Source organism: Pseudoalteromonas sp. TB25, from assembly GCF_000497995.1.
GTDB classification, from domain to species: domain Bacteria; phylum Pseudomonadota; class Gammaproteobacteria; order Enterobacterales; family Alteromonadaceae; genus Pseudoalteromonas; species Pseudoalteromonas distincta.
The window spans coordinates 1-741 of sequence record NZ_AUTI01000137.1 but is presented as its reverse complement, the minus strand read 5'-3'; the positions used below and the strand labels follow the sequence as shown (position 1 = coordinate 741).

1 protein-coding gene is annotated in these 741 nt (G+C 42.4%); it reads right to left on the bottom strand.

Translation table 11 applies throughout. The annotated features are described in order from the left end of the window. On the bottom strand, positions 1 to 741 hold a 741-nt coding region (locus tag L652_RS0102960; protein ID WP_029770131.1), incomplete at both ends, for a topoisomerase DNA-binding C4 zinc finger domain-containing protein.

Sequence of the window (741 nt, the reverse complement as noted above, 5' to 3'; positions counted from 1 at the left end):
CCAGCCGGTAGCTTTCCCGTCAACTTCAGTCATAACATACTGAGATTTATTTTTACGGCTATAGCGTACAACAGCAAGATTACCATCAGGATCTTTAGCTGGTGCATCTGCTAAATAATAAAACTTAGGCGAAATGCGGTCTCTAAAGCGTTTTAGTTCTTCAACCTTAGGTGCACGTGTTTCACGTGACTTAGGAAAAGTATTTGCGGCTAAAAATATACCCGCAGCGCCATCACGTAAAACAAAATACGCATCTGACTTCTCACACTCTAATTCAGTAATGTGAACAGGATCTTCTTTTGGTGGAGCAGCCTCACCATTTTTAAGTAACTTACGTGTGTTCTTACACTCGTCGTTATTGCAACCAAAGTACTTACCAAAGCGACCCGATTTAAGCTCCATGTCAGAACCGCACTTATCACATTCGATAATTGGTCCGTCGTAGCCTTTAATTTTAAAGGTACCTTCTTCAACTATATGCCCTTTACATGCTGGGTTATTACCACACACATGTAGTTTACGGGTTTCGTCAATTAGGTATGAGTCCATTGCAGTTTCACAAATAGGACAACGCTTCATCTGCATTAATTTTTCGGTTTCTACGTCTTCGACATCAGCAGCAACCGCTTCATCGCCCGACACTAAGTTCATTGTTGTAGTACAACGCTCTTTTGGCGGAAGGCTGTAACCAGTACACCCTAAGAAAACACCGGTTGAAGCCGTACGTATGCCCATTTTGCG